23 protein-coding genes and 1 other RNA gene are annotated in these 24,711 nt (G+C 63.6%); 13 read left to right on the top strand and 11 right to left on the bottom strand.

Features of this window, described 5'->3' with window-relative positions:
• Positions 1–36: 36 nt before the first annotated feature.
• Positions 37–1,311 carry a citrate synthase gene (gene gltA / locus BMZ23_RS11395; RefSeq protein WP_093477218.1) on the top strand — a complete coding sequence of 425 codons (1,275 nt, stop codon included), beginning with the start codon at positions 37–39 and terminating at the stop codon, positions 1,309–1,311.
• A gap of 42 nt (positions 1,312–1,353) precedes the next feature.
• Here gltA and BMZ23_RS11400 read toward each other — a convergent pair whose 3' ends face one another.
• Positions 1,354–1,605: a YkgJ family cysteine cluster protein gene (locus BMZ23_RS11400; RefSeq protein WP_093477221.1), complete on the bottom strand. Its 252-nt coding sequence runs from the start codon at positions 1,603–1,605 to the stop codon at positions 1,354–1,356.
• Between the two features lie 91 nt (positions 1,606–1,696).
• Between BMZ23_RS11400 and BMZ23_RS11405 the strand changes: the two genes are divergently transcribed.
• Positions 1,697–2,044, top strand: a complete 348-nt coding sequence (locus tag BMZ23_RS11405) for a DMT family protein (RefSeq protein ID WP_093477224.1) — start codon at positions 1,697–1,699, stop codon at positions 2,042–2,044.
• On the opposite strand, the gene BMZ23_RS11410 is transcribed toward BMZ23_RS11405, so the two are convergent.
• Positions 2,028–2,900 carry an NAD(P)-dependent oxidoreductase gene (locus tag BMZ23_RS11410; protein ID WP_093477227.1) on the bottom strand — a complete coding sequence of 291 codons (873 nt, stop codon included), beginning with the start codon at positions 2,898–2,900 and terminating at the stop codon, positions 2,028–2,030. The genes BMZ23_RS11405 and BMZ23_RS11410 overlap by 17 nt on opposite strands.
• Before the next feature lie 118 nt (positions 2,901–3,018).
• Between BMZ23_RS11410 and ppnP the strand changes: the two genes are divergently transcribed.
• Entirely contained in the window at positions 3,019–3,300 is a 282-nt protein-coding gene (gene ppnP, locus BMZ23_RS11415) for a pyrimidine/purine nucleoside phosphorylase (RefSeq protein WP_093477230.1), read from the top strand.
• A gap of 827 nt (positions 3,301–4,127) precedes the next feature.
• Here the strand turns inward: ppnP and BMZ23_RS11420 are convergent.
• Both BMZ23_RS11420 and BMZ23_RS11425 read right to left on the bottom strand, forming a co-directional pair.
• Positions 4,128–4,571, bottom strand: a complete 444-nt coding sequence (locus BMZ23_RS11420) for an acyl-CoA thioesterase (RefSeq protein ID WP_093477521.1) — start codon at positions 4,569–4,571, stop codon at positions 4,128–4,130.
• A 22-nt stretch (positions 4,572–4,593) separates the two neighbouring features.
• Entirely contained in the window at positions 4,594–5,448 is an 855-nt protein-coding gene (locus BMZ23_RS11425) for a class I SAM-dependent methyltransferase (RefSeq protein WP_177197279.1), read from the bottom strand.
• Positions 5,449–5,593: 145 nt separating this feature from the next.
• Between BMZ23_RS11425 and arsS the strand changes: the two genes are divergently transcribed.
• From arsS to BMZ23_RS11460, 7 genes are all read left to right on the top strand, one after another.
• Positions 5,594–6,556 (top strand): arsenosugar biosynthesis radical SAM (seleno)protein ArsS, encoded by a 963-nt coding sequence (arsS, locus tag BMZ23_RS11430; RefSeq protein WP_093477234.1) that lies wholly within the window; start codon positions 5,594–5,596, stop codon positions 6,554–6,556.
• Positions 6,557–6,589: 33 nt separating this feature from the next.
• Positions 6,590–7,963 carry an SLC5/6 family protein gene (locus BMZ23_RS11435; RefSeq protein WP_093477237.1) on the top strand — a complete coding sequence of 458 codons (1,374 nt, stop codon included), beginning with the start codon at positions 6,590–6,592 and terminating at the stop codon, positions 7,961–7,963.
• Positions 7,960–8,919: a metallophosphoesterase family protein gene (locus BMZ23_RS11440; protein ID WP_093477240.1), complete on the top strand. Its 960-nt coding sequence runs from the start codon at positions 7,960–7,962 to the stop codon at positions 8,917–8,919. The genes BMZ23_RS11435 and BMZ23_RS11440 overlap by 4 nt, the downstream gene beginning before the upstream one ends.
• 85 nt (positions 8,920–9,004) lie before the next feature.
• Positions 9,005–9,463 (top strand): DUF1499 domain-containing protein, encoded by a 459-nt coding sequence (locus BMZ23_RS11445; protein WP_218143599.1) that lies wholly within the window; start codon positions 9,005–9,007, stop codon positions 9,461–9,463.
• Positions 9,464–9,478: 15 nt separating this feature from the next.
• On the top strand, positions 9,479–11,620 hold the full coding sequence (locus BMZ23_RS11450; RefSeq protein ID WP_093477244.1) for an FAD-dependent oxidoreductase: 2,142 nt from the start codon (positions 9,479–9,481) through the stop codon (positions 11,618–11,620).
• On the top strand, positions 11,617–12,294 hold the full coding sequence (locus BMZ23_RS11455; RefSeq protein ID WP_342707842.1) for a TIGR04283 family arsenosugar biosynthesis glycosyltransferase: 678 nt from the start codon (positions 11,617–11,619) through the stop codon (positions 12,292–12,294). The genes BMZ23_RS11450 and BMZ23_RS11455 overlap by 4 nt, the downstream gene beginning before the upstream one ends.
• 1 nt (position 12,295) lies before the next feature.
• A complete protein-coding gene (locus tag BMZ23_RS11460; RefSeq protein ID WP_093477253.1) occupies positions 12,296–12,874 on the top strand; it encodes a TIGR04282 family arsenosugar biosynthesis glycosyltransferase in 579 nt (192 codons plus the stop codon).
• Here the strand turns inward: BMZ23_RS11460 and recR are convergent.
• The 6 genes from recR to BMZ23_RS11490 all read right to left on the bottom strand — a co-directional run bounded on the left by recR (position 12,867) and on the right by BMZ23_RS11490 (position 17,687).
• The gene (gene recR / locus BMZ23_RS11465; protein WP_093477257.1) at positions 12,867–13,466 is read right to left on the bottom strand and encodes a recombination mediator RecR; all 600 of its coding nucleotides are present in this window, start codon (positions 13,464–13,466) and stop codon (positions 12,867–12,869) included. The genes BMZ23_RS11460 and recR overlap by 8 nt on opposite strands.
• Positions 13,467–13,475: 9 nt before the next feature.
• Positions 13,476–13,802 carry a YbaB/EbfC family nucleoid-associated protein gene (locus BMZ23_RS11470; protein ID WP_093477260.1) on the bottom strand — a complete coding sequence of 109 codons (327 nt, stop codon included), beginning with the start codon at positions 13,800–13,802 and terminating at the stop codon, positions 13,476–13,478.
• Positions 13,803–13,812: 10 nt separating this feature from the next.
• The gene (gene dnaX / locus BMZ23_RS11475) at positions 13,813–15,711 is read right to left on the bottom strand and encodes a DNA polymerase III subunit gamma/tau (protein ID WP_093477263.1); all 1,899 of its coding nucleotides are present in this window, start codon (positions 15,709–15,711) and stop codon (positions 13,813–13,815) included.
• 136 nt (positions 15,712–15,847) lie between these two features.
• Positions 15,848–15,944, bottom strand: an RNA gene (gene ffs, locus BMZ23_RS11480) — signal recognition particle sRNA small type.
• Positions 15,945–16,105: 161 nt separating this feature from the next.
• Positions 16,106–17,026: an AEC family transporter gene (locus BMZ23_RS11485; RefSeq protein WP_093477266.1), complete on the bottom strand. Its 921-nt coding sequence runs from the start codon at positions 17,024–17,026 to the stop codon at positions 16,106–16,108.
• Positions 17,027–17,033: 7 nt separating this feature from the next.
• Entirely contained in the window at positions 17,034–17,687 is a 654-nt protein-coding gene (locus tag BMZ23_RS11490; protein ID WP_093477270.1) for a thiopurine S-methyltransferase, read from the bottom strand.
• A gap of 128 nt (positions 17,688–17,815) precedes the next feature.
• Between BMZ23_RS11490 and BMZ23_RS11495 the strand changes: the two genes are divergently transcribed.
• The gene (locus BMZ23_RS11495) at positions 17,816–18,169 is read left to right on the top strand and encodes a P-II family nitrogen regulator (RefSeq protein ID WP_093477274.1); all 354 of its coding nucleotides are present in this window, start codon (positions 17,816–17,818) and stop codon (positions 18,167–18,169) included.
• On the opposite strand, the gene BMZ23_RS11500 is transcribed toward BMZ23_RS11495, so the two are convergent.
• A complete protein-coding gene (locus tag BMZ23_RS11500; protein ID WP_177197280.1) occupies positions 18,170–20,137 on the bottom strand; it encodes a cation:proton antiporter domain-containing protein in 1,968 nt (655 codons plus the stop codon).
• Positions 20,138–20,287: 150 nt separating this feature from the next.
• Here BMZ23_RS11500 and BMZ23_RS11505 point away from each other — a divergent pair, with 150 nt between their 5' ends.
• On the top strand, positions 20,288–22,039 hold the full coding sequence (locus BMZ23_RS11505; protein WP_093477278.1) for a potassium/proton antiporter: 1,752 nt from the start codon (positions 20,288–20,290) through the stop codon (positions 22,037–22,039).
• Between the two features lie 28 nt (positions 22,040–22,067).
• Positions 22,068–24,479 (top strand): heavy metal translocating P-type ATPase, encoded by a 2,412-nt coding sequence (locus tag BMZ23_RS11510; protein WP_093477283.1) that lies wholly within the window; start codon positions 22,068–22,070, stop codon positions 24,477–24,479.
• Positions 24,480–24,711 lie beyond the last annotated feature (232 nt).

Below are 24,711 nucleotides of genomic sequence, written 5' to 3' on the forward strand. Positions count from 1 at the left end.
TCACACTTTCGATTCAGCAAATACAGGAGGCCATCAATGGCTGACAAGAAGGCGCAGTTGATCATCGAGGGCGCTGCCCCCATCGACCTGCCAGTATATTCAGGCACCATGGGTCCCGATGTTGTGGATGTCCGCGCACTGGGTTCGAGCGGGTACTTCACCTTTGATCCTGGCTTTATGGCCACCTCCTCCTGCGAATCCAAGATCACCTATATCGATGGCGACAAGGGCATTCTGCTGCACCGCGGTTATCCGATCGAGCAGCTGGCCGAGAAGTCCGACTTCCTGGAAACCTGCTACCTGCTGCTGAAAGGCGAATTGCCTGATGCCGAACAGAAGAGCAAGTTCGTCGAGACCGTGCAGAAGCACACCATGGTCCACGAGCAGCTGAAGAATTTCCTTAACGGCTTCCGCCGCGACGCCCACCCGATGGCGGTGATGTGCGGTATCGTCGGCGCCCTGTCGGCCTTCTACCACGACTCGCTGGATATCAACGACGCCAAGCACCGCGAAGTGTCGGCGATCCGCCTGATCGCCAAGATGCCGACCATTGCTGCGATGGTCTACAAGTACTCCAAGGGCGAGCCGGTCATTTACCCGCGCAACGACCTGTCGTACTCGGAAAACTTCCTGCACATGATGTTCAACACCCCCTGTGAGGAAAAGAAGATCAGCCCGGTACTGGCACGTGCCATGGACCGCATTTTCGTCCTGCACGCCGACCACGAGCAGAACGCCTCCACCTCGACCGTACGCCTGGCCGGCTCCTCCGGTGCCAACCCGTTCGCCTGTATCGCTGCCGGCATCGCCGCGCTGTGGGGACCGGCACACGGTGGCGCCAACGAGGCAGTACTGCGTATGCTGGACGAGATCGGTGATGTATCGAACATCGAGAAGTTCATCGCCAAGGCCAAGGACAAGGATGACCCGTTCAAGCTGATGGGCTTCGGTCACCGCGTTTACAAGAATTTCGACCCGCGCGCCAAGGTCATGAAGCAGACCTGCGATGAGGTACTGGGCGAATTGGGTATCAACGATCCGCAGCTTGAGCTGGCCATGAAGCTGGAAGAGATCGCGCGTAACGATCCCTACTTCGTCGAGCGTAACCTGTACCCGAACGTCGACTTCTACTCGGGCATCATCCTCAAGGCGATCGGCATCCCCACCGAGATGTTTACCGTTATCTTCGCCGCCGGCCGTACGCCGGGCTGGATTGCCCACTGGAACGAAATGATCAGCGGCCCCTACAAGATCGGCCGCCCGCGCCAGCTGTACACCGGTTACCCGCAACGGGATTACCCGAGCAAGTAAGCCGAAAAGCCCCGCACCTGCGGGGCTTTTTTCTGAGCCTGTTCAGGCGGTCTGCTGTTCCCACCAGCCGAGGATCTGCAGCGCCTCATCACGGTGGCTGCCGCAGGACTCGGGCTCCGCCTTGAAGGCAGCACAGACTGCCGGACGACGCGGGTCGTGAAAAATACCGCAGCGCAGGTCATCGGCCAGATGCACGCAGCGCACCCCGGCCGGCTTGCCGTTGGGCATGCCGGGGATCGGCGAACTGATTGAAGGGGCGATGCAGCAGGCGCCGCATCCGGGACGACATTCCATCGAAGGCTCCAGGCAATCGGCAGACAGCCCCTTGGCGGGGCGTCGACGGCGCATTATGCTCGCGCCACCCGGTTCCACGGAAGCCCCCACCATGCAGTTACCCATCTGGGCACAGACCGCCCTGCTGTTGACCCTGTCAAATGTGTTCATGACCTTTGCCTGGTACGGGCATCTGAAGTCGATGAACAGCAAGCCATGGATCATCGCCGCACTGGTCAGCTGGGGGATTGCGCTGTTCGAATACCTGCTGATGGTGCCGGCCAACCGCATCGGCTTTACCGCACTGACGGTCGCCCAGCTGAAAATCATGCAGGAAGTGATCACCCTCTGCGTGTTCGTACCCTTTGCCGTGTTCTTCCTGCAGCAACCGCTGAAGCTCGACTACCTGTGGGCCGGCCTGTGCCTGCTCGGCGCGGTGTATTTCATTTTCCGCGGTTGAGCCGGGCGATCAGACTTGAAGTATCCCAGCGGCCACCGCCCATCTGCTGCACATCGGCATAGAACTGATCGACCAGCGCAGTCACCGGCAACTGCGCACCGTTGGCCCGTGCCTCTTCCAGCACTATCGCCAGATCCTTGCGCATCCAGTCCACCGCAAAGCCGAAATCAAAGTCGCCGGCGAGCATGCTCTGGTGCCGGTGTTCCAGCTGCCAGGACTGCGCCGCGCCCTTGCTGATCACCTGCATCGCCGCCTCGGCATCCAGCCCGGCACAGCGGGCAAAGTGCAGGGCTTCTGACAATCCCTGCAGCAACCCGCCAATGCAGATCTGGTTGACCATTTTGGTCAGCTGCCCGCTGCCCACCGGCCCCATCAGTCTGACCATCCGCGCATAGGCGGCAATCACCGGACGGGCCAGATCAAATACAGCCTCCTCGCCGCCAACCATCACCGTCAGCTGGCCGTTCTCTGCGCCGGCCTGACCACCGGAAACCGGCGCATCAAGGAAGCCGACACCCTTGGCGGCCGACAGACCGGCCAGCTCACGAGCGACATTCGCCGAGGCGGTGGTGTGATCGACAATGATCGCACCGGCCTGCAGTCCGGCCAGTACGCCCTGCTCGCCACTGACCACCTGACGCAGGTCGTCATCATTGCCGACACAGATCATCACCAGATCCTGCCCGGCAGCCGCTTCGGCCGGGGTGGCAAAGGCACGCCCGCCATGCGCCTCGACCCATTGCCGGGCGCGGCTGGCGGTACGGTTGTAGACATTCAGCTGGTGGCCGGCACGTGACAGGTGAGCGGCCATCGGGTAACCCATCACACCCAGTCCAACAAAGGCGACATTGGCCATGCTATTTCTCCTGCGAGGATATATCTGTGGCGATCATAGCAATCGCCCGGACTATTGTCGGCCTGCCATGGCGCTCTGCATAATGTGCGCCCTTTACTTTTGCTGCCGGGAGTAGCCCATGTTCAAGACCAACCAGTATTTCGACGGCAAGGTGGTTTCGATTGCCTTTACCCAGCCGGCAGGCAGCGCCACCGTAGGCGTGATGGCTCCCGGTGACTATGAGTTTGGCACCAGCCAGCTGGAGATCATGCATGTGATCAGCGGCCTGCTGACCGTGCGCCTGCCGGGCAGCGATGACTGGCAGGACTTTGCCAGCGGCAGCCAGTTCGAAGTGCCAGCCAACAGCAAGTTCCAGCTGAAGGTCGCGCAGGATACCGCCTACCTGTGTGAGTACCGCTGAGCGGCTTCTGGTTAAAACACAAGATTACCAACCCCGCACCAGTTCAAGGGTTTGGTTTTTCGGGACCGAATGCACTGGCAACCCTGCGCTAACCGGTTTGGTTTTTTGGGACCGCCGACTTTAGTCGGCAAAGCAGCCCGCAGGGCTGCCGGGGTCCGGGCTGCCGGGCTACCGAGGCTAACCCTGGCTCCGTCAAACGCATTCGATAAACCCGGCGCACGGCCTCGCCGTGCTGGCCGACTGAAGTCGGCGGTCCCAGGGGGCCGTGCACACTGGCTATACAGCGCTAACCGGTTTGGTTTTTCGGGACCGCATGCACTGGCAACCCTGCGCTAACCGCGGTTGGTTTTCTGGGACCGCATGCACTGACAACCCTGCGCTAACCGGGTTGGTTTTCTGGGACCGCCGACTTTAGTCGGCAAAGCAGCCCGCAAGGCTGCCGGGGTCCGGGCTGCCGGGGCTGCCGAGGCTAACCCAGGCTCCGTCAAACGCATTCGATAAACCCGGCGCACGGCCTCGCCGTGCTGGCCGACTGAAGTCGGCGGTCCCAGGGGGCCGTGCACACTGGCTATACAGCGCTAACCGGTTTGGTTTTTCGGGACCCCATGCACTGGCAACCCTGCGCTAACCGCGGTTGGTTTTCTGGGACCGCCGACTTTAGTCGGCAAAGCAGCCTGCAAGGCTGCCGGGGTCCGGGCTGCCGGGCTACCGAGGCTAACCCTGGCTCCGTCAAACGCATTCGATAAACCCGGCGCACGGCCTCGCCGTGCTGGCCGACTGAAGTCGGCGGTCCCAGGGGGCCGTGCATCCTGGCTGTCCAGCGCCTGTCAGATCTGCTCCTGCAAGCTCAACCCCTTGCCGTAGCCCTCGACAAACAGCGACGGCATGCGCTTGGGCTTGCCGCTGCTCATTTCGATGCAGGCAAAAGTGGTACGTGCCCGTAGCAGGGTGACACCGTCGGACTTGCGCAACAGCTGGAAGTGCCGGGTCATGCGCAGTTTGCTGTCCCAGCTGATGATCCAGGTGCCCATACAGAGTTCTTCGCCCGCATAGGCGGCTGCCAGATAATCGATTTCATGGCGCACCACCGCCATCGCCCGGTCCAGCTCACGGTATTGTTCAAGCCCCAACCCCAGCGAGATCGAATGCTGCCAGGCGCAGCGCTCCAGCCAGCGCACGTAGACCGCATTATTGGCGTGTCCCAGCTCGTCGATATCATCGGCCTCGACGCGAATGTCGAGGGTAAAGGGTTGATCAATATCCCAGTTCAGTTGCATTGCCAGTTCGCCCGCCTCAGTCAGTGTCGTCGGTTTTGACAAACAGCAGGGTCATGCGGTCACTTTCGCCGATGGCCAGATAGTGACTGCGATTCTCGTCGCCCAGGCGCAGGGTCGGCGGTAGCGTCCAGACCCCGGCCGGATGATCGGTACTGTCCTGCGGATTCTGGTTCACCGCACTGCGTGATACCAGGCTGAACCCGGCCTGTTCGGCCAGTTCGATGACCAGCTCCTCGGTCACATAACCGCTGCTGATCATATCCTCCAGCGATGTGCCAGGGCGCGCACGATGCTCGACAATACCCAGCATGCCACCGGGCTTGAGCACCGCATGGAACTTGTCGAATACCGCTCGGGTTTCATCCATCCCGGCAGCCAGCCAGTTGTGTACGTTGCGGAAGGTCAGTACCCGGTCGGCGCTGGCGGGTTCGGCAATCGAATGCGCCGGATCATAATCCAGCATAGCCAGTTGCACCCGGTCATACACCCGCGGGCGCTGGGTGAGCAGGCGCTGGTAGCGTTCGCGCGAATTGCGGAAAAACTCCACCTCGCTGTCCGGATCGAAATGTGCAGCAATCAGCAGCCCTTCCTCGCGCAGCAGCGGCGCGAGAATTTCCGTATACCAGCCAGCGCCCGGCCAGACCTCAACCACCGTGTGATCGGGCTGCACGGCAAAGAACGCCAGGGTCTGCTCAGGATTACGGTGGGCGTCGCGCAGGATGTTGCTGATCGAGCGACTCGAAACGCCGACTGACTGACGCAACGATTCCTGATGTTCAAGACTCAATTGCGGCGGGGTTATCATGGTGTCCTGGGCCAGTGCCGAAGCCGCCAGGCTCAGGGCACAGGCACCGACCAGCATTTTAAGCATGGGCGTATCCCTGTTGATGAGTTGACGGACTACCCTAACAGTTGGATACAGTTGCGTCATGCCGCAATCCTGTCAGGGTGTAACATCCGATCGGTTGCCAGGTCAGACCAGCAACCCCCTCGATCCGTTCCAAGGACCCTGAGTCGTGCACAACACACTGCCCCTGCTTGATCGCCTTAGCTTCCCTGCAATCCGGCGCAGCACCCTGCGCACCTTGCAGGTGAACCTGACCTACCGCTGCAACCAGCGCTGCCTGCACTGCCATGTGAATGCCGGCCCGACCCGCAGCGAAGCGATGAGCGACGAGGTGCTCGGCGTGCTGCAGGCGGTGATCGATGCCCACCCGGTGGACACCCTGGACCTGACCGGCGGCGCGCCGGAAATGCATCCGCGCTTTCGTCAGCTGGTGCAACACGCCAGGGCAGCCGGACTGACGGTGATCGACCGCTGCAACCTGACCATTCTGTCGGAGCCCGGTTACGCGGATCTGGCCGACTTTCTCGCCGCGCAGCAGGTACAGATCTCCGCCTCGCTGCCCTGCTACTCGCGTGACAATGTCGACAGCCAGCGAGGCGATGGCGTGTTCGAGCGCAGCATTGCCGGGTTGCGCCAGCTCAACAGTCTGGGCTACGGCCAGCTGGACAGCGGCCTTGCGCTGAATCTGGTGTACAACCCGCAAGGCCCCAGCCTGCCCCCGCCGCAGGCGGCGCTGGAGGCTGACTACAAGCGCCACCTGCGGGAGGACTTCGGAATTGTCTTCAACCAGTTACACACCATCACCAACCAGCCGATTGCGCGCTTTGGCAGCACTCTGGTGAGCAAGGGGCAGTTCAATGACTATATGCAGCTGCTGCGCGACAACTTCAGCGCCGACAACCTCGACGGCCTGATGTGCCGCAGCACTGTCAGTGTGGACTGGCAGGGCTATCTGTACGATTGCGACTTCAACCAGATGCTGGATCTGCCGATGCCTGTACTGGCGCGTGAGCGCAGTCACCTGCGCGACCTGCTGGCACAATCGCTGGACGGCCAGCCGATCGTCACCCGTGATCACTGTTTCGCCTGCACCGCCGGTCAGGGTTCCAGCTGCGGCGGCGCGCTGGCCTGAACCAGGACCTGTCCATAACAACGAGGATTCAGCATGTCCGGCCTGGTCGGCGTATTTTTCTGGGGGTTTCTGCTGGTCTACGGTGCCCTGATGTACTGGATGACGCCGAAGACGGTTACTGTCGGCAGCTTTTTCAACGGTGAGGACAGTCAGGGTCGTCAGGCGTCACCTTTTCTGCTTACCGCGAGCATTTTCATCAGCTGGATTTTCGCCAAGTCGGTGACCAATGCCGCCAATCTGGGTGCCGAATTCGGTCTGGTCGGCGGGCTGGCCTATGCCACCTACTGGTTGTCGATCCCGCTCTGCGGCCTGGTGATTTTCCGCCTGCGCCGGCGCTTCGGCGCCACCGGGCTGGTCAGTTTCCTCACCTCGAACTATGGCCGCGCCGCCGCACTGGCGTTCTCGGCGGCGATCCTGATCCGTCTGTTCAATGAAGTCTGGAGCAATACCTCGGTGGTCGGCGGCTACTACGGCGAGGCCGGCAGCACGGCATTTATCCTCGCTGCCCTGCTGTTCACCGGCGTGACCCTGGCCTACAGCCTGCGCGGCGGGCTGCGCAGCTCGATACTCACCGATGCGGCACAGGCTGCAATCTTCGTCATCGCGCTGCTGATGGTGCTCGGGCTGGTACTGCCGCAGCACTCCCCGGCAGAGCTGGCCAGTACCAGCCACTGGGCGCTGAATGCCGGGGTTGACCTGCTGCTGGTGGCCTGCCTGCAACTGGTCAGCTACCCCTTCCACGATCCGGTGCTGACCGACCGCGGTTTTATCAGCGAGGAGCGCCAGATGCTCAGGGCCTTTTCGCTGGCCGGGGTGCTGGGCTTCTTCGCCATCCTCGCCTTCAGCCTGATTGGTGTGCATGCCGATCTGGTCGGCATCGGCGTGTCCGGCAATGTGCCGGCCGAGCTGGCACGCTCGATGGGTATTGCCGCGCTGATGGTGATGACGCTGGTCATGGTGTCAGCCGCCGGTTCAACCCTGGATTCGACCTTTTCCAGTCTGGCACGCCTGACTGGCCGCGAGCTGCCGCAACTGGCCGGGCGCGACCTGGGACACAAGGCGATTGCCGTGGGCATGCTGGCGATGCTGCTGTTCGCGCTGTTCGGTAACCTGCCGATGCTGGCAGGCACCGACATCCTCAAGGCCACTACCATCAGCGGCACAATGGTTATCGGCCTGGCGCCGGTATTTGTGCTGCACGGGCTGGTGCGCCCCACTGCACTGGGCTTTCACCTGAGCTTCTGGACCGGCCTGGGACTCGGGGTTGCGCTGACACTGGGTGGCATCCCGTCCAGCTGGGCGATTGGCGACGGCAAGTATGCCCTGCTGCTCGGCACCAACCTCTACGGCCTGCTGTTGTGCACCGCTGCCTACCTGATTCCCGGGCTGTTACGGGGGCGCGCATGAGGGCCGGACGCGATTGCCCGCTGGATTACCGACTGGGCGCGGCGGCGTTCAGTGGCGAGCCGGTATTGCAGTGCGACAGCCTGTATGTGGTCGGGGGTCTGTACGGCAACCTGCAGGCCCTGCAGGCGCTGCAACGACGACTGGCCGCCGAGCCGGACGCGCGCGTGGTATTCAACGGCGATATGCACTGGTTCGACGGCGATCCCGCGTTGTTCGCCCGCCTTGAGCAGCAGCTGCAGCCTTACCTGCGCCTGCGCGGCAATGTCGAAACCGAGCTGGGTCGTGCTGATAGCAGTGCCGGCTGCGGTTGCGCCTACCCGGACAGCGTCGACCAGCAGCAGGTTGACTGGTCCAACGCCATCCATGCCAGGTTGCAGGCCGCCGTGGCGCAACTACCCGGCATGGCCGCGCGCCTGGCAGCCCTGCCGGCTACCGCGCTGGTGCAGGTAGGCGACCAGCGGGTGGCCATCAGTCATGGCGACGAGCAGTCGCTGGCCGGCTGGCAATGCTCGCACCAGGCCCTGCAACAGTCCGCCCGCCAGCAGGCCCTGGGCGACTGGTGTCGACGCCATACCGTCAGCGTGCTGGCCTGCAGTCATACCTGCACCCCGGCGGCACTGGCCGAAACCGACTGGGCGGTGATCAACAACGGCGCCGCCGGCATGCCGAACTTCGCCAACGGTCACTACGGGCTGGTCAGCCGGATTGCCCTGACGCCCCACCCCGCGGCCCTGTACCGGGCCCGGATCGGCGAGCTGCTGATTGAGGCCATTGCATTGAACTATGACCGGGACGCCATGCTGGCGGATTTCGACCGCCAATGGCCGACCGGCAGCCCGGCGGCCCTGGCCTACCGTCAACGCCTGCTGCAGGGCACAGCTACGCCACTGGCACAGGCTCTGCTTGGCGGCTTCAGTCTGTGCCAGACACTTTGCGCCCTGGACTCGGCATTGTAGGCAGCCGGGCTGCAGGCCCGGCATTGACCGGTGCACTGGCGCCACTTATTGTATTGCACACAATATAAATACGAGTTGAGCCCCGATGAAAATTCTCAAGCTGCTACTGATTGCCGTCATCTTGCTGATCCTGGCCTTCCTGGCCCGCGTCTACTGGCAGAACGCCCAGGTGCCCGACCTCGGCCACAGCAACGGCCAGCTCGCTCCACTCGGCAGCAAACCCAACAGCGTCTCGACCCAGACCGATCAGGCCGACAAGCGTGTCGACCCCTGGCCATTCAAGTCTGACCGCGAGACCACACTGCAGGCGATTCTGGCTGCGGTGGAGAGCTATGGCGGTGCCCGCATCATCAGCCAGAACGGCCACTATCTGCGCGTACTGTTTACCACGCCGCTGATGCGCTACAACGATGATGCCGAGTTCTATCTGGATGAGGCGGCCGGTCTGGTGCATTTTCGCTCGGCCAGCCGTGCCGGCACCTCGGACCTGGGCCTGAACCGCGCACGTTTCGAACAGCTCACCGCCCTCTATCAGCAGCAGTAATCCTGCGGAGATCGCATGTCCCTGAAAAAACTACTGCTGTTGGCCCTTATTGCCGCACTGGTATTCGGCTTTTTTGCCCTGGACCTTAACCAGCACTTCAGTCTGGAGGCGATCAAGGCCCAGCAGGCGGTACTGCAGGACCGGGTCAGCAACCAGCTGCTGCTGGCCGCCGGCGTGTTTTTTGCCGTGTATGTGCTGGTAACCGCCCTGTCGCTGCCCGGTGCCGCGCTGATGACGCTGGTTGCCGGCGCCCTGTTCGGCCTGCTCTGGGGCTTTGTGCTGGTGTCCTTTGCCTCGACCCTGGGCGCCACCCTGGCCATGCTGATCAGCCGCTTTCTGCTGCGCGACTGGGTCAAGGCCCGCTTTGGCCGACGCCTTGAGGCGCTGGACCGGGGTGTTGAACGCGAGGGCGCCTTCTACCTGTTCGCCCTGCGTCTGGTGCCAGCCTTCCCGTTCTTTCTGATCAATCTGGCGATGGGCCTGACCCGGCTGCCAGTGCGTACTTACTGGTGGGTCAGCCAGCTCGGCATGCTGCCCGGCACTCTGGTCTATGTGAATGCCGGTCGCGAGCTGGGACAGCTCGACTCGCTGGCCGGCATCCTCTCCCCCGGCCTGCTCGGCGCTTTTGTACTGCTCGGGCTGTTTCCGCTGCTGGCGCGCAGGCTGCTGGATCTGCTCAAGGCGCGGCGGGTCTATCAGGGCTGGCACAAGCCGGCGCGCTTTGAATGCAATCTGGTGGTGATCGGCGCCGGCAGTGGCGGACTGGTCAGCGCCTATATCGCTGCTGCGGTAAAGGCCGATGTAACGCTGATCGAGAAGCACGCCATGGGTGGCGACTGCCTGAATACCGGCTGTGTTCCATCCAAGGCACTGATCCGCTCGGCCAAACTGGCCGCCGAGGTAGCCCGCGCGCCGCAACTGGGATTCTCCCAGGCCAGTGCCACGGTGGATTTTGCCGCGGTGATGCAGCGGGTGCAGGGCGTAATCAGCCAGATCGAGCCGCACGACTCGGTGCAACGCTACACCGGGCTGGGCGTCGAGGTGGTCAGTGGTGCGGCGCGGATCACCTCGCCCTGGACCGTTGAGGTGAATGGCCGGCAGATCACCACCCGCAACATCATCATCGCCGCCGGCGCCCGGCCGATGGTGCCGGACTTGCCGGGACTCGAGCAGGTGCCGATGGTCACCTCGGACACTGTCTGGAACCTGCGCCAACAGCCCAAACGCCTGCTGGTGCTGGGCGGTGGGCCGATTGGCTGCGAGCTGGCACTGGCCTTCCAGCGCCTCGGCAGCCAGGTAATCCAGATCGAACGCAGCGAACGCCTGCTGCTCCGCGAGGATAGCGACGTCAGCGAACTGGTCACCGGCAGCCTGCGTCAGTCCGGGGTGGATCTGCGCCTGCGCCATCAGGTCGAGGCCTTCGAGTTGCGTAATGGCCTGCCGCATGCGCTGGTACGAGCGCCGGATGGCGCCGAGACGCTGGCCATCGAATTCGACTGCGTGCTGCTGGCGCTGGGCCGGATCGCCAACACCGAAGGCTATGGCGCCGAGACGCTGGGGCTCGCGACCCGGACCGATGGCACCCTGGAGACCAACGAATACCTGGCCACCCGCTTCCCGAACATCTTCGCCGTGGGTGATGTCACCGGCCCCTACCAGTTCACCCATGCCGCCGCCCATCAGGCCTGGTACGCGGCAGTGAATGCCCTGTTCGGCAACCTCAAACGCTTCAAGGTCGACTACCGGGTGCTGCCGCACTGCACCTTCACCGACCCCGAAGTGGCGCGGGTCGGGCTGTCTGAGGACGAGGCGCAGGCCCAGGGTATCGCCTACGAGGTGACCCGCTACGGCATTGACGATCTGGACCGGGCGATTGCCGATCAGGCCGCCGTAGGTTTCGTCAAGGTCCTCACTGTGCCGGGCAAGGATCGCATCCTCGGGGTCACCATTGTTGGCGCGCATGCCGGCGAGTTGCTGGCGGAATATGTGCTGGCAATGAAACACAACCTTGGACTGAACAGCATCCTCGGCAGCGTACACAGCTACCCGACCTTTGCCGAAGCCAACAAGTACGCCGCCGGCGAATGGAAGAAGGCCCACGCGCCCCAAGGCCTGTTGCGCCTGGTGGCACGCTGGCACGCCTGGAAACGCGGGTGAAGCTGTCAATTGTCATGCCGGTACGTAATGAGGCTGCCGGCATAGTCCAGGCGCTGCTGCCGCTGCAGGAACTGCGTGGCGCGCTGGAGCTGATTGTTGTCGACGGCCAAAGTCAGGATGCCACCCGGCTGCTTGCCCAGCCCCTGGCCGACCAGCTGCTTGAAAGCAGCCCGGGCCGAGCCCGACAGATGAATACCGGGGCGGCGGCAGCACAGGGCGACTGGCTGCTGTTTCTGCACGCCGATACACGGCTGCCCGATGGTTTTATCTCGCTATTGCAAGAGGCGCAGGACAGCGGCGCCGACTGGGGCCGTTTCGATGTACAGCTGGAACCCTCATCGGCACTGCTGCGACTGGTGGCCCGGATGATCAACCTGCGCTCGCGCCTGACCGGGGTCTGCACCGGCGACCAGGCCCTCTTCCTGCGCCGCCGGCTGTTCGAACAGCTCGGTGGCTACGCCGAGATCCCGCTGATGGAGGATGTCGAGCTGAGCAAACGCCTGCGCCGGGTCAGCCGCCCCTTCTGCATAGCCACCCCGCTGACCACCTCCAGCCGCCGCTGGCAGCAGCACGGCACCCTGCGCACCATATTGCTGATGTGGCAGCTGCGCCTGCTGTACTGGCTGGGAGTAGCACCGGAGCGGTTGGCGGAGAGTTACCGGAGTACTCGCTGACATGCTGCCCCTGCTGATCTTCGCCAAGGCACCGGTTCCCGGACAGGTAAAAACCCGTCTGATTCCTGCGCTGGGTGCCGAGGGTGCCTGTGCGCTGTACCTGCGCCTGCTGGAACATTGCCTGCAACAAACTGCCGATTGGTCGGGGCCGCGCCTGCTGTATTGTGCGCCGGATACGCAGCATCCCGCGCTGCAGCGACTGGCGACGCAGCATGGCCTGCAGTTGCGCGTGCAACAGGGCGAAGATCTGGGACAACGGATGGGCAATGCCCTGGCGCAGCACCCGGAAGGCGCGTTGCTGATTGGCAGTGACTGCCCGGAGCTTGGCTGCCAGCACCTGCAGGCAGCCGCCGAGGCGCTACGCCAGCACGACTGTGCAATTCTGCCGAGCAAGGACGGCGGCTATGTGCTGATCGGCCTGCGCCAGCCGCATGCTGCGCCCTTTGCCGGTATGCAGTGGAGTCATCCCCAGGTGCTGGCCGATACCCGCCTGCGATTGCAGCAGGCCGGACTGTCGCTATGGCTGGGCGAGACCCTGTGGGATCTGGATGAACCTGAAGATCTGCCGCGCTTCAGCTGATCAGTGTGCGACCGGCCAGGGCATGCGCCAGGGTGCCGCCGTCGATAAACTCCAGCTCGCCCCCCAACGGCACACCGTGGGCGATACGCGATACGCGGATCCCGCGCGGCTTCAGCAGGCTGGCGATGTAGTGCGCGGTCGCCTCGCCTTCGACGGTCGGGTTGGTCGCCAGAATCACCTCGGCCACCTCGCGCTGCTCCAGTTGCGCCAGCAGGGCCGGAATACCGATCTCGTCCGGGCCCAGTCCATCGATCGGTGACAGGTTGCCCTTGAGCACGAAGTAACGGCCATTGAAGCCGCCGGCCTGCTCCACCGCCCAGACATCCGCCGGACTTTGCAGGATGCACAGCAGGCTGTCATCGCGCCGTGGATCAGTGCACAGCCGGCAGACCTCGGTTTCGCTGAGGCTGCGGCAGCGGTTGCAATAACCCACGCCGTGCATCGCCGCCTGCAAGGCCTCAGCCAGCCGCAGGCCACCGGAGCGGTCACGCTCCAGCAAGTGCAGGGCCATACGCTGGGCCGACTTGGGGCCAACCCCGGGCAGCGTACGCAGGGCTTCGATCAGTTGCCGGATCAGTGGACTGAAGCTCATCGGTCAGCCTCAGAACGGCATCTTGAAACCGTCGGGCAGATTCATCCCGGCGGTCATGCCAGCCATCTTTTCCTGGTTGTTCTTTTCGATACGGCGCACTGCGTCGTTCACCGCAGCGGCGATCAGGTCTTCCAGCACTTCCTTGTCTTCGCTCATCAGGCTGTCATCGATGCTGATGCGGCGCACGTCATGCCGCCCGGTCATGATCACCGACACCAGGCCGGCACCGGCCTGGCCAGTGACTTCGGCGTTGGCCAGTTCTTCCTGCATTTTCTGCATCTTTTCCTGCATTTGCTGGGCCTGCTTCATCAGGCCGGCCATGCCACCTTTCATCATTGGTATGTCCTCACTTAAGGTTGTCTGTTTCAAGCGGCCGGATGCTGTCCGGCAGTAAATGTGCGGAAAAATCGCTGATCAGTTGCTGCACCAGCGGATCTTCCTCTATCAATCGTTCGGCTTCGGCCTGACGTTCACGACGCTTGCGTGCAGCCGCCAGTGCCGGCGTTTCCTGGTCTGGTGCCTGCACCTCAACCTGTAACTGCACGCTTGAGCCGATCTGCTCGGCAATTGCCGCAGCAATCCGCTGACGGTGATTTTCGTTGTACAGCGAACTGTGTCCGGGATCCAGATGCATCACCCAACGACCTGCATCGCGGCTGATCAACTGACAGTGGGCGGCAATGCTCTGGGTCAGCCCGGCAAGCCCCAACCGGGGGAACAGATCCAGCCACTCGGCGGCAATACCGCTGGCTGTTGCCACAGCGCTTGTCTCATCCTGCTGGTCAACCTGCTCTGCTTCCGACAGATCGGGAATCGACTGCATGGCCCAATCGGGCACAGCTGACTGCAGGTCGTCATCATCCCGTTCAACGTCATCCGGCAGGCTGTCGGGCATCGGAGCCTGCAGCCATTCGGCAGGCGGCTCTTGCGGTGGCCGCAAGGGCGTACCGGGCTTGAGCGGGGTTACCGGCAGGCTGCGTGGCGGCGAATTTGCAGGCGGCTCAGGACTGACTGGCGCAGCAGCCGCCGGCTCAACCCGGGCAACAACGGCAGAAACCTCAGCACTTGCCGGCTGCGGCCCGGGTGTTCGGGGCTCAGCCGCGGCCTGGCTGATCCCCCCGGGCTTTCCCGAGGCTAGGGGCTCAGGCTGTTCATGGGCAGTACCAGGCCGGAATGCCAGCATCCGCAGCAGGGCCATCTCGAAGCCTCCGCGCGGGTCAGGTGCCAGAGGCAGATCGCGGCGCCCGTGCAAGCCTGTCTGATAAAACAACTGCACATCTTCGGCACTGACCCGGCCGGCCAGTTGCAGTAACCGGTCACGGTCGCCCTGACTGTTGTCTGCCGCTTCCGGCAGTACCTGGGCAATCGCCAGCCGCTGCAGGATATTCAGCAGTTCAGCCAGCACGCCCTGGAAATCAGCGCCCTGCTCGGCAAGTGCGGCGGTCTGCTGCAGCAGCTCGACACCATCACCTGCGGCCAGCGCCTCAACCAACTGGAATACCCGGCTGCGATCGATACTGCCGAGCATGCTGTGTACCTGCTCGGTCAGCAGGCGGCCATTGCCAAAGGCAATCGCCTGATCGGTCAGACTGAGTGCGTCACGCATCGAGCCGTCAGCGGCACGCGCCAGTTGCCAGAGCGCATCATCCTCATGGCTGACGCCTTCCTCGCCCAGCACATGGTGCAGGTGCTCGACGATCTTTTCCGGAGTCATGTTCTTCAGCGCGAACTGCAGGCAGCGCGACAGTATGGTCACCGGCAATTTTTGCGGGTCGGTGGTAGCCAGCAGGAACTTGACGTGGGCTGGCGGCTCCTCGAGGGTTTTCAGCAGGGCGTTGAAACTGTGCCCGGAAAGCATGTGCACTTCGTCGATCAGGTAGACCTTGAAGCGGCCCCGGGTCGGCAGGTACTGGACATTATCCAGCAACTCGCGGGTGTCTTCGACCTTGGTGCGGCTGGCAGCGTCGACTTCGATCAGATCAACAAAGCGTCCTTCGTCAATTTCACGGCAGGAGGCACACTGGCCGCAAGGCTCGGAGGTAACGCCTGCTTCGCAGTTCAGACACTTGGCAAGAATGCGTGCGATGGTGGTCTTGCCGACACCGCGGGTTCCGGTAAACAGGTAGGCATGGTGCAGCCGGTTGTTGTCGAGGGCGTTGATCAGTGCCTGCAGCACATGGGTCTGACCGACCATCTCTCGAAACAGTCGCGGCCGCCATTTGCGGGCCAGTACCTGATAGCTCATGGATGTCTGCTTGTCGCTCGGTTCACGGAACAAGCCGGTACTCTAACCAATGACGGACGACATTGCGAGAGAATGCAAGGATGCCTGGTCAGCTGAGGCCGAGGTGAAATCATACGGGGAGAAATTGGGTGGCGGACCCCGCCAGCCACACCCCGGCACACAATATAACCGCTGTGGCTGCTCCCTTCCGGGCCTGACCAGGTTCACGGCTGATTGTTGCGAGGGGACCGACGGGGCCACCATAACGAAACCCGCCTGGCAGCGGGCCGCGCTATTGTAACGGTCTGGCGCAAGGATACAAGTGCGGATTGCGCAAACAACCGTAACCCGAGATAGCTTGCCCCACGAAAGTCCGCAATCACGGTGAAGTGGGTATGAATCGGTCTTCGTCCACTCACAACCCCGGCAGCCAGGCGACCATCAGCGGGATCCACAGCAGGGCGAACAGGGTGCTGAGCAGGGTGGTGCCGGCGACCTGGCGCGGGTGATTGCCCAGCAGGGTGGCGATCACCACGGTGTTGGCGGCCACCGGCAGGATCGAGATCAACAGCAGGGCCTGGTGCACCTGGGTGCTCCAGATCTGCCAGCTGTGGCTGTCCAGCCAGACCAGTGCCAGCGCCAGCAGCGGCCAGAGCAGGAACTTGCCGGCGAAGGTCAGGACGGTGAAGCGCCAGTCGCCGAGTATCGAACCAAGGCTGCCGATGCCCATGCCGATCAGCATCATGCCGAAGATGCTGTAGGCGCCGCGCAGGTTGTCGAAAAAGGGTTGCAGCACCTCCCCTATTCCCACGCCTGACAGGTTCAGCAGCACCGCCAGGGCAAAGGCATACAGCGATGGCAGGCGGGCCACCTTGCGCAGGCAGTCGCGCACACCGAAGCGGCCGCGGGCGGCCAGGTAGAAGCCCAGCGAGTTCTCGAACAGGGTGGTGCCGAGCATGCAGACGATATACAGCGCCAGCCCCTGCTCGCCGAACAGCAGCAGTGCCAGCGGGATGCCGAAGTAGCCGGTGTTGCCGGTGCCGACCGCCAGCGGAATCATGCTGGCCGCCGACCCCAGCCAGCGCCGCGCCAGCCACAGGCTGCTGAATGCCACCAACGCGCAGAGGCTGAAGGTCAGTAATGGCAGGGCGATTACCGCCGCCGACAGCTCGGCATGCATCACCCCGCTGAACACCACGCCGGGGGTGATGATGTACAGCATGATGCCGGCGATATGGCTGCCGCTGGCGTTCAGGTGGCGGCCGGCCAGCCAGCCGAGCGCCACTGTCAGATACAGTGGCAGCAGTTTGATCAGCAACAGCAGCGCAGCCAGCATCGCCGTCTCAGTCCTGGCTGATCAGCCAGACCAGCTCGTGCAGCCGGGTCATGCCCTGTTCGCGAAAGCGCGGGTGCTGGTCGATCACGTCGTCATCCTGCAGCAGCTCGATGCGGCAACCGGCAAACAGCTGACGAATCTCCTTTTCCGGCACGCTGAACGGCGGGCCGGCGCGTTCCTGCTGGTCATAGTCGAGGCTGATCAGCAATAGTTTCCAGCCGGGCGCCAGCAGACCGCGCAGGTGGGCGGCGTAGCGGGCGCGCATCACCGGTGGCAGGGCGATCAGTGCGGCGCGGTCGTAGCACAGGCGAATCTCGCCGACATCCGCCGCCTGCAGCGCGAAGAAGTCGCCACACAGCAGGCGCAGCCCGGCGCCGGACAGGCACTCACGCTCGCCTTCGCGCTGCCACTCAAGGCACAGACCCTGCTCATCGGCAAACGCCTGCAGGGCGCTGCGTGACAGCTCCACGCCAACTACCGGATGGCCCTGCTGCTGCAGCCAGCACATGTCCAGGGTCTTGCCGCACAGCGGCACCAGCACCGCCTCGCCAGCGTGCCCGGCCAGTGTCGGCCACCAGCGGGTCAGCAACGGATTGATGCTGCTTTTGTGAAAACCGATTTCGCCCTTCTCCCAGCGTTCGTGCCAGAAATCCGCCTGCATGGTTACTCCTCGCAACGTTTATAACCGCGCGACTATAGCGCAGAAGCCCGCTGCAGATGATCTGTGGCAAGGAAATGTGCAGAATAGGCTGCAACAATTACAGCACTGACCGACACGGAGTGGATGGCATGCAGTTCAAACTGATCATGGTATTTGTGGATGATGAGCGTACCGAAGAGGTACTGGATGCCGCCCGCGATGCCGGCGCCACCGGGGCTACCATTATCGGCAATGCCCAGGGCCGTGGCCTGAAGCCGCACCTGACGTTTTTCGGGCTGGAGTTCATGGCTTCGCGCAATGTTCTGCTGTTTCTGGTCGAGGCACGCCGCTCGGACGAGATACTGCAAGCGATTCTGCAGGCCGGCAAACTCGACGAAAGCCTGCAGACCGGCATTGCCCTGGAGCTGGATGTGGCCCGCGCGGTGGGCCTGAGCGCCCACATCGAGGCGCTGACAAAGGAGCATCCAATCAAGCCAGCTTGATCAGTCTGACTTGCGCGTCAGTCGGCGCTCGGCATTTTCCAGCTCGGCGCCGGACCCCAGCAATACCAGTACATCCTCCGCCTGCAGGCGGGTTTCCGGGGCCGGGTAACGGGTTCGCTGGCCGTCGCGCACCAGCGCGCTAACCAGCGTAGCGCCCAGCGGCAGATCACCCAGCAGGCGTCCGCAGGCGGCGCTGTCCTGCTCCAGGCGCACCGAGTGCAGCCGTTCGACCGTCTCCGCCCCTTCCGGTACCACCTCATCCAGCGGCCCACGGAACAGCTCCCGGAGCATCGGGTAACGCTGACTGCGCTGTTCCTGCAGATAGCGGCTGACCCGGTATTGCGGCACCCCCAGACTCAGCAGGGCATGGGATGCCATGGTAATGCCGGCCTCCAGGGTTTCCGGAATCACCTCGCTGGCGCCCATTGCACGCAATTCATCACCCCAGGACTCATCCCGCGCCCGCACCAGAATTGGCAGATCCGGCCGTTGCTGGCGCACGCAGGCCAGGGTACGCAGCAGGGCTGAACGATCGTCATGACTGATGATCAACAGCCGCGCACTGGACAGCCCGGCGGCCTCAAGCACCGAAGGTGTGGTCGCGTCGGCGTAGTAAACCGGTTGCCCGGCCAGCCGCGCCTCACCAACCATGGCCGCGTCAGTATCCAGCGCCAGATAGGCACTGCCTTCCCGATCCAGAAAGTGTCCGATCATCTGTCCGGTTCGGCCATAGCCGCAGAGAATCACATGATTGCCCGGTGCTGCCCCGTCTGCGAGCCGCAGGCCCTGATCAACCTCCGGCAGGGGCTTGTCCGCCAGCCAGGCAGACAGTTGCAGGTTGTAGCGGATCATAAAGGGCGCCACCACCATCGACAGCAGCACCGAGGCCAGCAGGGTCTGGGCCAGCAGCGGCTCGATCACCGCAGCATCCAGGGCAATCGCCAGCAGGGCAAAACCGAACTCACCGCCTACCGCCAGCAGCAACCCGGTACGCAGCGCCATGCGCGGCTCGAAACCGGCACTGCGCACCAGCAGACTGACCAGCAGCAGCTTGACCAGCAGTAATGCCAGCGCACCAACCAGTGCCTCGCGCCATATCTGTGGAAACAGGGCTGGCTGCACCAGCATGCCGATGCTGATAAAGAACAGCCCCAGCAGCACATCGCGATAGGGCCGGATGGTCGCCTCGACCTGATGCCTGAATTCGGTGTCGCCCAGCACCATGCCGGCAAGGAAGGCGCCGAAGGCCATCGACAGCCCCAGTTGCTGAGTGGTCCAGGCCGCCGCCAGCGATACCAGCAGCACACTCAGGCTGAACAGCTCGGCAGAACGCAGTATCGCCACCTGGTGCAGCAGCGGACGCAACAGATAGCGGCCGACCAGCAACACCAGCGCCAGCGCCAGCAGCGCCTTGAACAGGGTGATGCCCAGGGTGCCGCCCAGATCACCTGCCGCTGACAGGCCAAGTACCGGAATGATCACCAGAAAAGGCACAGCGGTGACATCCTGAAACACCGACATGGCTACCCCTAAACGCCCGTGCCGGGTACCCTCTTCACCCTGCTCCGCCAGTTGTCGGCTGATGATGGTGGTGGAGGACTGGGCAAACACTGCGCCGGCAACAAAGGCGGCCGCCGGTGGCAACCCGGCCAGCCAGGCCAGGCCACCGATCAGCAGTGCGGTAAGGAACACCTGGCCGGTGCCAAGCCCGAGCAAGGCATGGCGCATAGCGTAGATTTGCGCAACAGTGAAGTTCAGGCCGATGGTGAACAGCAGAAAGACCACGCCAAACTCGGCGATCATCTGCAGGTAATCGCTCTGCACCACCGGGCCGGCGGTATAGCCACCCACCACCACGCCAACTGCCAGATAGGCCAGGCTGGATGGAATGCGCAGGCGCTGGAACAGAATAATCGCAGGCACGGTCAGCACCAGCAGTAACAATACCTGCGTCAACGCCTGATGCATGATTCCCGTTCCTCCGTGCCAATTCTCGGCAAGACTACACTTTTTGCCCTGCATCCGGGCGGCTTGAGCGGTCTGTAATCGGTAACACCGCCTGCCTGCAGCCAATGTTAAGATGCGCTGGCACAACCATTTTGCGGAAGCCCTTATACGATGGAAATGATGAATACCCTGTTTCTTGTTGGCACCCTGTTGCTGTGTACCAGCATTCTGGCCAGCTCGATGTCGTCGAAACTGGGTATTCCGCTGCTGCTGATTTTTCTGGTGGTCGGCATGCTGGCCGGCGAGGACGGTCCTGGCGGCATCGTCTTCGACAATACCGATGCGGCCTATATGGTTGGCAGCCTGGCGCTGGCGATCATTCTGCTGGATGGCGGCCTGCGAACCCAGGTCAGCAACTTCCGCGTGGCGCTGTGGCCCTCGGTGTCGCTGGCCAGCATTGGCGTGGTGATCAGCGCCGCCATCACTGGTGCATTCACTGCCCTGCTGCTGGATCTGGACTGGATGACCGGCATGCTGCTCGGGGCGATTGTCGGCTCTACCGATGCCGCAGCCGTGTTTTCGCTGCTGCAGGGCAAGGGGCTGAACCTGAAGCAGCGGGTGGGCGCGACACTGGAAATCGAGTCCGCGTCGAACGACCCGATGGCGATCTTCCTTACCGTGACCCTGGTGGCAATGATCGGCGCCGGACAGCACGACCTGAGCTGGTCGCTGCTCGGCCTGTTCGTCCAGCAGTTCGGCGTTGGCGCGCTGGTCGGACTGGGGGGCGGCTGGCTGCTGACCTGGCTGGTCAACCGGGTCAATCTGGACACCGGCCTGTATCCGCTGTTGATCACCAGCGGAGCGATTCTGGTTTTTGCCGCGACCAATATGTTGGGCGGCAGCGGCTTTCTGGCGATATTTCTCACCGGTCTGGTACTCGGCAACAGCCGCCTGCGCAATCTGCAGAACATTCTGCATATGCAGGATGGCATGGCCTGGCTGAGCCAGATCGGCCTGTTCCTGATGCTCGGCCTGCTGGTGTCACCCAGCAGCCTGGTGGATGCGGCGCTGCCGGCACTGGCGATTGCCCTGTTCCTGATTCTGGTGGCACGACCGCTCGCCGTGCTGCTGTGCCTGGCGCCCTTCGTGTTCAACTGGCGTGAGCGGCTGTTTGTCAGTTGGGTAGGGTTGCGCGGTGCGGTGCCGATCATGCTGGCGCTGTTCCCCTTGGTGGCCGGTCTGGAGCATGCCGAACTGCTGTTCAATATCGCCTTTGTGGTGGTGCTGGTGTCGCTGCTGATACAGGGTGCCAGCCTGCCGCTGGCGGCGCGCCTGTGCAAGGTAGAGATTCCGCCACAGCCGCAACCGCTGCACCGTACCAGTCTGGATCTGGTGGTCGACAGCCAGTACGAGATCCTCGTCTATCAGCTGGACAACGCCAACTGGTGCGTCGGTACCCGACTGCGTGACCTGAAGATGCCACCGGACAGCCATATCGGTGCGCTGTTCCGTGGCAGCCAGCTGCTGCACCCGACCGGCAGTACCCGGCTCGACCTGAATGATGTGCTCTGTGTGATTGGCCGGCCAGAACACTTGCCGGAGCTGTCACGCCTGTTCAGCAAGACCAAGGCCCCCAGTTATCTGGATAATCGCAAGTTCTTCGGTGATTTCATTCTCGAGGGCGAGGCCCTGCTGGCGGATATCGGCCAGTTCTATGGCTTTGATGTGCCGGCCGAGGACCTGGGCAAGACCCTGGCCCAGCTTTGCAGCCAGAAGCTCGGGCCGCACCCGGTGGTGGGCGACAAGATTGTCTGGCAAGACCACGAGTGGGTGGTGGCGGCGCTGGACAATGACCGCATTCTCAAGGTCGGCCTGAAGCTCAGCGACGGCCACGAAGGCAAGCCGCCTATGGGCTTTTTGTAATGTCCCTCCGCACCACGGAGCAAGCAAGATGATCAGCATTACCCTGCCGCTCAGCGGCATGAACTGCGCCAGCTGTGTGCGCCGCATCGAACAGGCGGTCAGCGGTTTGCCCGGCGTCGGACGCATCGAGGCCAATCTGGCGGCGGAAAGCCTGCGTCTTGAACTGCAGCGCCCGGAGCAACTGGCGGATGCCTGCAGTGCAATCCAGCGCGCCGGTTACGGGGTGATCAGCGAGGAGCGCCAGCTGCAATTCGACAACCTGACCTGTGCCGGCTGCGTGCGCCGGGTGGAAAACGCCCTGCTCGGTGTGCCGGGGGTGATTTCCGCCGAGGTCAACCTGGCCAGCCAGCGTGCCCGCGTGCGCCTGCTGCCGGACTGCGACAAGTCACAGCTGTTGCAGGCACTGGAGAGCGCCGGCTATCCCGGTCGCTGGCTGCAGGCCGAGGGCGAGGATGCCAGCGAGTCCGTACGCCGCGAACAGGCGCTGCGCGCTGAGCGCTTGCGGCTGATCATCGCTGCCGTGCTGAGTGCCCCGGTGGCCTTTGCGATGTTCCCGGAAATGCTCGGCCGGCACGACCTGATGACTCCGGCCTGGCTGCAACTGTTGCTCGCGTCCATCGTGCAGTTCGTGTTTGGCGCGCGCTTTTACCAGGGTGCCTGGCATGCCCTGCGCAACCGCACCGGCAACATGGACCTGCTGGTGGCCATGGGCACCTCGGCCGGCTGGCTGCTGAGCACCTGGCATGTGTTCACTACCCCGGCCGGACAGATGCCGGTGCTGTACTACGAAGCCTCGGCGGTAATCATCTGCTTTGTGCTGCTCGGCAAGTATCTGGAGAGCCGCGCCAAGGGCCAGACACTCGAGGCGATCCGCGCGCTCGGCCAGCTGCGCCCCGATCAGGCGCGCCGGCGCAGCCGCGAGGGTGATCAACTGGTGCCGGTTGGCGAATTGCGCCTGGGTGACCGGGTGGTGGTGCTGCCGGGCGAGCGGATTCCGGTGGACGGGCTGGTGCGCAGCGGCACCAGCCATGTGGATGAATCCATGCTTACCGGCGAGAGCCTGCCGGTCAGCCGCGAAGTCGGCCAGCAGGTCAGCACCGGCAGCCTGAATCAGGACGGCCAGCTGATCATCGAGGTGCAGGCACTGGGACAGGACACCCTGCTGGCGAAGATCATGCGTCTGGTGGAAAGCGCCCAGGCCTCGAAGGCGCCGATCCAGCGGCTGGTTGACCGGGTCAGTGCGGTGTTTGTGCCGGTGGTAGTGGTGATCGCCCTGCTCACCTTCAGCATTGGCAGTCTGCTGGTGGGGACTGAACAGGCACTGCTGAATGCAATTGCCGTGCTGGTGATCGCCTGCCCCTGCGCTCTGGGTCTGGCGACACCCACCGCGATCATGGTCGGCACCGGCGTGGCCGCGCGCCATGGCATTCTGATCCGCGATGCCGAGGCGCTGGAGCGGGCACACCGGGTGGATACCCTGGTGTTCGACAAGACCGGCACCCTGACCCGTGGCACCCCGGCGGTGCTGGCCTTCGAGGCGCTGGCCGGGGCTGATCCGGCACAGGCGCTGCGCCAGGCCTATGCCCTGCAACGCCAATCCAGCCACCCTCTGGCCAGAGCCTTCTGCAGCTATGCCGAAGCCGCCGGCCTGCCCCCGGTGGACGCCGAGCAGGCCAGCAACCAGCCGGGGCGCGGCAGTCAGGGCGTGCATGCCGGCCAGCGCCTGTGGCTGGGCAACCGGCTGATGATGCAGGAGCTGGGACTGAACCCCGAAGCGGACAGTCAGCGGATTGCCGCGCACGAGGCCGAGGGCCGCACGCTGTCGTGGCTGGCGGGTGACGTGGATGGCCAGCCGCAGCTGCTGGCGCTGATCGCCTTTGCCGATCCGCTGCGCGAAGGCTCGGCCGCGACCATTGCCGAGCTCAAGCGCCAGGGCATTGCCAGCTGGCTGCTCAGCGGCGACAGCCAGGCCGCCGCCAGCAGCGTGGCGCGCCAGCTGGGTATCGAGCAGGTGCGCGCGCAGGTGCTGCCGGCGGACAAGGCCGAGCATATCCGTGAGCTGCAGCAACAGGGACGGGTGGTGGCGATGGTCGGTGATGGCATCAATGACGCGCCGGCGCTGGGGACTGCAGATGTCGGCATGGCGATGGCCAGCGGCACCGATGTGGCCATGGCCAGCGCCGGCATCACGCTGATGCGCGGCGATCCGCTGCTGGTGCCGGCGGCACTGGATATCGCCCGGCACAGCTGGCGCAAGATTCGCCAGAACCTGTTCTGGGCCTTTGTCTACAACAGCCTGGGCATTCCGCTGGCGGCGATCGGCCTGCTCAATCCAATGATGGCCGGCGCCATGATGGCCGCCAGCAGCGTCAGCGTGGTCAGCAATGCACTGCTGCTGAAGCGCTGGAAGCCGTCGACACAGAAGGATAGTGCTGGCTGAACAAACCCCGGCAGCCCTGCGGGCTGCTCTGCCGACTGACGTCGGCGGGCCCAGAAAACCAGTCGTCGGCCGAACGCGAGCGCGCTGACTGCACGGCCATTGGGACCGCCGAATTTATTCGGCCAGCACGGCGCAGCAGTGCGCTGGGGTTGGAGTGCTGGTGGAGCCGCGCTGAAACCCGGCAGCCCTCTGGGCTGCTATGCCGACTGACGTCGGCGGGCCCGCAAAGCCG

It is taken from the genome of Halopseudomonas yangmingensis (assembly GCF_900114825.1).
GTDB classification, from domain to species: Bacteria; Pseudomonadota; Gammaproteobacteria; order Pseudomonadales; family Pseudomonadaceae; genus Halopseudomonas; species Halopseudomonas yangmingensis.

Excerpts from the sequence above, each read along its gene's own strand:
- gltA (WP_093477218.1), top strand. The coding sequence starts at position 37 with ATGGCTGACAAGAAGGCGCAGTTGATCATCGAGGGCGCTGCCCCCATC.
- BMZ23_RS11400 (WP_093477221.1), bottom strand. The coding sequence starts at position 1,605 with ATGGAATGTCGTCCCGGATGCGGCGCCTGCTGCATCGCCCCTTCAATC.
- BMZ23_RS11405 (WP_093477224.1), top strand. The coding sequence starts at position 1,697 with ATGCAGTTACCCATCTGGGCACAGACCGCCCTGCTGTTGACCCTGTCA.
- BMZ23_RS11410 (WP_093477227.1), bottom strand. The coding sequence starts at position 2,900 with ATGGCCAATGTCGCCTTTGTTGGACTGGGTGTGATGGGTTACCCGATG.
- ppnP (WP_093477230.1), top strand. The coding sequence starts at position 3,019 with ATGTTCAAGACCAACCAGTATTTCGACGGCAAGGTGGTTTCGATTGCC.
- BMZ23_RS11425 (WP_177197279.1), bottom strand. The coding sequence starts at position 5,448 with ATGCTTAAAATGCTGGTCGGTGCCTGTGCCCTGAGCCTGGCGGCTTCG.
- BMZ23_RS11435 (WP_093477237.1), top strand. The coding sequence starts at position 6,590 with ATGTCCGGCCTGGTCGGCGTATTTTTCTGGGGGTTTCTGCTGGTCTAC.
- BMZ23_RS11440 (WP_093477240.1), top strand. The coding sequence starts at position 7,960 with ATGAGGGCCGGACGCGATTGCCCGCTGGATTACCGACTGGGCGCGGCG.
- BMZ23_RS11445 (WP_218143599.1), top strand. The coding sequence starts at position 9,005 with ATGAAAATTCTCAAGCTGCTACTGATTGCCGTCATCTTGCTGATCCTG.
- BMZ23_RS11450 (WP_093477244.1), top strand. The coding sequence starts at position 9,479 with ATGTCCCTGAAAAAACTACTGCTGTTGGCCCTTATTGCCGCACTGGTA.
- BMZ23_RS11460 (WP_093477253.1), top strand. The coding sequence starts at position 12,296 with ATGCTGCCCCTGCTGATCTTCGCCAAGGCACCGGTTCCCGGACAGGTA.
- recR (WP_093477257.1), bottom strand. The coding sequence starts at position 13,466 with ATGAGCTTCAGTCCACTGATCCGGCAACTGATCGAAGCCCTGCGTACG.
- BMZ23_RS11470 (WP_093477260.1), bottom strand. The coding sequence starts at position 13,802 with ATGATGAAAGGTGGCATGGCCGGCCTGATGAAGCAGGCCCAGCAAATG.
- dnaX (WP_093477263.1), bottom strand. The coding sequence starts at position 15,711 with ATGAGCTATCAGGTACTGGCCCGCAAATGGCGGCCGCGACTGTTTCGA.
- BMZ23_RS11485 (WP_093477266.1), bottom strand. The coding sequence starts at position 17,026 with ATGCTGGCTGCGCTGCTGTTGCTGATCAAACTGCTGCCACTGTATCTG.
- BMZ23_RS11490 (WP_093477270.1), bottom strand. The coding sequence starts at position 17,687 with ATGCAGGCGGATTTCTGGCACGAACGCTGGGAGAAGGGCGAAATCGGT.
- BMZ23_RS11495 (WP_093477274.1), top strand. The coding sequence starts at position 17,816 with ATGCAGTTCAAACTGATCATGGTATTTGTGGATGATGAGCGTACCGAA.
- BMZ23_RS11500 (WP_177197280.1), bottom strand. The coding sequence starts at position 20,137 with ATGCATCAGGCGTTGACGCAGGTATTGTTACTGCTGGTGCTGACCGTG.
- BMZ23_RS11505 (WP_093477278.1), top strand. The coding sequence starts at position 20,288 with ATGGAAATGATGAATACCCTGTTTCTTGTTGGCACCCTGTTGCTGTGT.
- BMZ23_RS11510 (WP_093477283.1), top strand. The coding sequence starts at position 22,068 with ATGATCAGCATTACCCTGCCGCTCAGCGGCATGAACTGCGCCAGCTGT.